At 73.2% G+C, this 5,273-nt stretch carries 4 protein-coding genes; 2 read left to right on the plus strand and 2 right to left on the minus strand.

Annotation, left to right across the window (positions count from 1 at the left end; all coding sequences use genetic code 11):
- Window positions 1-112: 112 nt before the first annotated feature.
- On the plus strand, window positions 113-2,479 hold the full coding sequence (locus ACFU6K_RS30605) for an immune inhibitor A domain-containing protein (protein ID WP_380668488.1): 2,367 nt from the start codon (window positions 113-115) through the stop codon (window positions 2,477-2,479).
- A gap of 115 nt (window positions 2,480-2,594) precedes the next feature.
- Here the strand turns inward: ACFU6K_RS30605 and ACFU6K_RS30610 are convergent, their stop codons facing one another.
- Window positions 2,595-4,052 (minus strand): MFS transporter, encoded by a 1,458-nt coding sequence (locus tag ACFU6K_RS30610; protein WP_380668490.1) that lies wholly within the window; start codon window positions 4,050-4,052, stop codon window positions 2,595-2,597.
- A 65-nt stretch (window positions 4,053-4,117) separates the two neighbouring features.
- Here ACFU6K_RS30610 and soxR point away from each other — a divergent pair, with 65 nt between their 5' ends.
- Entirely contained in the window at window positions 4,118-4,591 is a 474-nt protein-coding gene (gene soxR / locus ACFU6K_RS30615) for a redox-sensitive transcriptional activator SoxR (protein ID WP_049651587.1), read from the plus strand.
- 114 nt (window positions 4,592-4,705) lie between these two features.
- Here soxR and ACFU6K_RS30620 read toward each other — a convergent pair.
- A partial coding sequence (locus tag ACFU6K_RS30620; RefSeq protein ID WP_380668492.1) for an oligopeptide/dipeptide ABC transporter ATP-binding protein occupies window positions 4,706-5,273 on the minus strand: 568 nt, incomplete at its 5' end.

Genomic DNA, 5,273 nt, shown 5'->3' on the forward strand with positions numbered 1-5,273 from the left:
CCCTTCGGGTTGCCGCACACCCCTTTCACGTAACCCGTGACATGTGAAATATTACCTGCGCTTCACCTACCGATGACCGAGGCACCCCCATCCCCCGGAAAGGACCGGTCAGTTGCGCAGACTGTCCGCGGCCCTCGCCGCCGCGCTCACCACGAGTGCGATAGCGGCCACCCTGCTGGGCACCCCCGCCCAGGCCGCACCCCCGACCCCCGCCGCCCTCGCCGCCGCGTCGGCCGACGCCCAGCAGGGCGCCGAGGCCCCGCCGGCCCCGCTCGCGCCCCAGGAGCGCGAGCGCCAGGCCCTGCGCGGCAAGGCCCTGGAACAGCTCAACAAGGGCACCGTCGCCAAGGCCGCCGGCAAGCGGGCCCCGGCGAAGGTGAAGGTCGGCGACGACTACGTCCAACTCGCGCACCAGCGCACGGACAAGGTCTTCGTCATCCTCGCCCAGTTCGGCGACCAGGTGGACGACACCACCCAGTGGGACGGCCGGCCCCGCTACGGCGGCACCCCCGGCCCGGCCCACAACCAGATCCCCAAGCCGGGCAAGGACGACAACCACACCCTGTGGTCGGCGGACTTCGACCGCGCGTACTACCAGAAGATGTTCTTCGACGACACGCCCGGCGCGGTATCGATGCGCAACTACTACCGCACCCAGTCCTCGGGCCGGTACGACGTCGAGGGCACCGTCAGCGACTGGGTCACCGTCCCGTACAACGAGGCCCGCTACGGCAGCAACAAGGGCCCGCAGGGCTCCGGCGCCTGGACCCAGGGGCAGGAGTTCATCCGGGACGCCGTCAAGGCCTGGTACGACGGCGAGGTCGCCAAGGGCCGCTCCGCCGCCGACATCAAGGCGCAGCTCGCCCAGTACGACGTCTACGACCGCTACGACCACGACAAGGACGGCGAGTTCGCCCAGCCGGACGGCTACCTGGACAACGTCGTCGTGGTGCACGCGGGCGTGGACGAGACCTGGGGCGGCGGCGCCCAGGGCGCCGACGCGCTGTGGGCGCACCGCAGTTGGACCTTCCCGGACGCGACCGGACAGACCGGCCCGGAGGGCAACAGGATCGGCGGCGCCCCCGTCGGCGACACCGGCCTGTACGTCTACGACTACGTCCAGGCCGGCGAGAACAGCGGCGTCGGCCTGTTCGCCCACGAGTTCGGCCACAACCTCGGCCTGCCCGACCTGTACCCCACCAACGGCGGTGACAACAGCGTCAACTTCTGGTCGCTGATGTCCTCCGGCTCCTACCTGGGCAAGGGTCCGAACACCACCGGCGGCTACCCCGGCGACCTCGACGCCTGGAGCAAGCTGCAGTTCGGCTGGCTCGACTACGACGAGGCACAGGCCGCCACCCGCTCCACCCACGCGCTCGGGGTGAGCAGCTACAACACCGACCAGGCCCAGGCCGTCCTGGTCCACCTGCCGGACGGCACCACCCGCACCGACCTCGCCGACCCCTACGAGGGCGGCCGGCAGTGGTGGAGCGACACCGGCGACAACCTCGACAACTCCCTGGCCCGGGACGTCGACCTGCGCACCGCCGCCGGCCCGGCCACCCTGGACGCGGCGGTCTGGTACGACACCGAGCAGGACTACGACTTCCTGACCGTCGAGGCCTCCACCGACCAGGGCAAGCACTGGACCGCCCTCGGCGGCACCGTGGACGGCGCCCCGATCGGCAACACCAGCGCCAACACCCCCGGGCTGAGCGGCAGTTCCGGCAGCTACAAGCAGCTGCACATCCCGCTGGACGGCTACCTCGGCCGGCAGGTCCGGCTGCGCTTCCACGTCACCTCGGACGGCAACACCCACGGCCGGGGCGTGCTGGTGGACGCCGTGAAGGCCACCGCCGGCGCCGCCGTGCTGTTCGCCGACGGCGCCGAGAACGGCGCGAACGGCTGGACGGCCGGCGGCTTCACGGTCATCGACGGCCGCACCGCCGTCAAGCAGCACCCGCGCGCGTACCTCGCCGAGAACCGCCGCTACACCGGCTACGGGGCGTTCCTGAAGACCGGCCCGTACAACTTCGGCTACGGCGGTGTCGCGGGCAAGGCCAACGTGGTGGACAACTACCCGTACCAGGAGGGCGTCCTGATCTGGCTGTGGGACACCTCGTACGGTGACAACAACACCAAGGACCACCCCGGCGGCGGGCTGATCCTGCCGATCGACGCCCGTCCGGCGCCGATCCGCTTCGCCGACGGGACGCTGGTCAACGGGCGGGCGCAGACCTACGACGCGACCTTCTCGCTCAAGCCGACCACGGCGTTCACCCTGCACAAGGGCGGCGTCGCGGTGCGCGTCCCGTCGAAGCCGGCCGTCCCGGTGTTCGACGACCGCACCGGCGTGTACGGCGACCCGGCCACGCCGCAGCTGACGGTGAAGGTGCCGGACACCAACACGAAGATCGAGGTCGTCCGGGAGTCCCAGGGCGGGAAGATCACCACCGTCCGGGTGGGCCCGGCCTCCTGACCGGTACGTGAAGGGCCCCGGATCCCCCCGACGAAAAGGGATCCGGGGCCTGCTCATGTGCCCGGGGCAGGCTCGTGCGCCCAGGGCCTGCCCGTGCGCCCGCCGCGTGCCCGGGTCAGCGCCCCAGGCTGCGCGCGGTGCGCGCCGCGGTGGCCACCCCCAGGACGGTGATCGCGGCGATCCCGAAGGTCATGTACCGGGCCGAGTCGACCGGGCTGTCCCCGCCCAGGTTGACCAGGGTGCCGGCCAGCGCCGAGGTCACCGAGAAGGCGATCAGCTGGGTGGTGTTGATCGCCGCGGCCGCCTTGCCGCCCTCGGCCGGGTCGCTGCTGCTGCGCATCGCGGCCACGCTCAGGTGCGGGAAGGCCAGGCCTATCCCGGTGCCGGCGCCGAACAGCGCCACCGCCCACAGCAGCACCCGGAGCCCGGAGGCGTGCCCGGTCTGCGACAGCCCGTACACCAGCAGGCCGCCGACCAGCACCAGCGGGGCGACCCGGATCGCCAGGGCCCGGCCGCGGGCCGACTCGATGCCGACGCTGAACAGCTGGGCGGCGGTCCAGCCGGCCGAGGTGGCCGCGCCGAGGAAGCCGGCCACCAGTGGGCCGAGGCCGCCCAGCTGCTGGCCGAACAGCGGGATGAAGTTCTCCGTCACCACGCCCGCGCAGAGCACCGCGACGGTCAGGTAGAGCCACTTCAGGGGGTTGCCGGGCCGGTAGGTCTGCCGCGGCAGCACCGTCGCCGCCGAGCGCCGCTCGACCGCCGTGAAGCCCACCAGCAGCGCCAGTCCGGCGAGCAGGCAGAGCGCCGTCGGCCAGCCGGACGGCACGGTCGAGCTGACGCTGAAGGCGGCCGCCGCCAGGGTGAGCAGCAGCAGCGAGGGCAGCGGCACCGGGCCGCCGCCCCGCCCCGCGCCGGAGCGCCCGGGCAGCACCCGGCGGGCCAGCACCGCCAGCACCAGCGCGGCGGCCAGCAGCAGGACGTACGCCCCGCGCCAGGCGCCGAGCTGGGCGAAGAGCCCGCCCAGCGACGGTCCGACCAGGGTGCCGACGCCCCACATCGCGGAGACCAGTCCGGCCGCGCGGGTCCACAGCCGCTCCGGCAGGGCGCTGCGGATCACCGCGTAGCCGAGCCCGGCCACCAGCCCGCCGCCGAGGCCCTGCACCACCCGGCCGAGGATCAGCGCCGCCATCGACGGGCTGAGCGCGTTGACCACGGCGCCGGCGCCGAAGACCAGGAAGCCCAGGACGTAGGCCCGGGCGGCGCCGAGGCGGTCCAGCAGCCGGCTGACCAGCATCGAGGCGATCACGGCGGCCATCAGGAAGCCGGTGGCCACCCACGCGTAGTACCGCTCGCCGCCGATGTCGGCGACGATCGAGGGCATCAGCGCGGCGGTGAAGTAGAGGTTCATCGCGTACAGCGCGACACCGCCGGCCAGGATCGAGGCGGGGGCGGCGTACCGGCGGGAGAAGAGTTCGCGCCAACCGGCGGCGGCCCCGGCGGGCGACGACTCCATGGGGTAACTGCCCTGCTCGGCAGGGGCGGTGTCGGTCTCTACGGCAGATGATTCGGTCACGTCCGGTACGCTAGGACTTCAAGAGAACTTGAAGTCAAGGAAGCCGAAGGAACCGAGGAGTCGCCATGACCACCGCGCCGGTCGACCTGCTGAGCGTCGGGGAGGTGGCCCGGCGGGCCGGGATCGCCACCTCCGCGGTGCGCTTCTACGAGGACCAGGGGCTGATCTCCTCCGAGCGCACGGCGGGCAACCAGCGGCGCTACCGGCGGCACGTGCTGCGCCGGATCTCGCTCATCCTGGTCGCCAAGCGGCTCGGCATCCCGCTCTCCGAGGTCGCCGAGGTCTTCACCGGCCTGCCCGAGGACCGGATGCCCGGCAAGCACGACTGGGAGCGCATCTCCCGGCGCTGGGCCGAGCAGCTGCGCGCCCGCCGGGCCGAGCTGGAGCGGCTGGAGGACGAGCTGACCGGCTGCATCGGCTGCGGCTGCGTGTCGCTGCGCCGCTGCCGGGTGCTCAACCCGGGGGACGAGCTGGCCGCCGAGGGGCCGGGCCCGCGCCGGCTGCTGCCGGAGGAGGGCCTGCTGCCCGTCGAGGAGTGAGACGCCGTCGGGGAGTGGGACGCCGTCGACGAGTGGGCGGGGAAGGGGTTGGAACCCGGCCGGACGCGGCCCTCGCAGGGTTCCCCGCCGCGTCCGACCGGGGGCTTGTGCGGCTCAGACCTCCGGGAAGTGGCAGGCCGCCTGCCGCTCGCCGGGCCCGGCGATCCGCAGCAGCGGCCGCTCGGTCCGGCACAGGTCCTGGGCCTTCGGGCAGCGCGGGTGGAAGGTGCAGCCGGGCGGCGGGTCGGCCGGGCTCGGCGGGTCGCCGAGCAGCACGATCCGCTCCCGGGTGCGCTCCGCCTCCGGGTCGGGCAGCGGGACGGCGGACAGCAGCGCCCTGGTGTACGGGTGCGCGGGGCTGCCGTACACCTCGGCCTTGTCGCCGATCTCCACGATCCGGCCCAGGTACATCACCGCGACCCGGTCGCAGACCCGCTTGACCACCGAGAGGTCGTGCGCGATGAACACGTACGCCAGCCCGAGCTCCTGCTGGAGCCGCTCCATCAGGTTGACCACCTGGGCCTGGATGGAGACGTCCAGCGCGGAGACCGGCTCGTCGGCGATCACCAGCCGCGGCGAGGTGGCCAGCGAGCGGGCGATGCCGATCCGCTGGGCCTGGCCGCCGGAGAACTCGTGCGGGTAGCGGTCCAGGTGCTCGGGGATCAGCCCGACCAGCTCCATC

Origin of the sequence: Kitasatospora sp. NPDC057512 (assembly GCF_042802135.1) — a bacterium.
In the GTDB taxonomy this organism is placed as follows: Bacteria; Actinomycetota; Actinomycetes; order Streptomycetales; family Streptomycetaceae; genus Kitasatospora.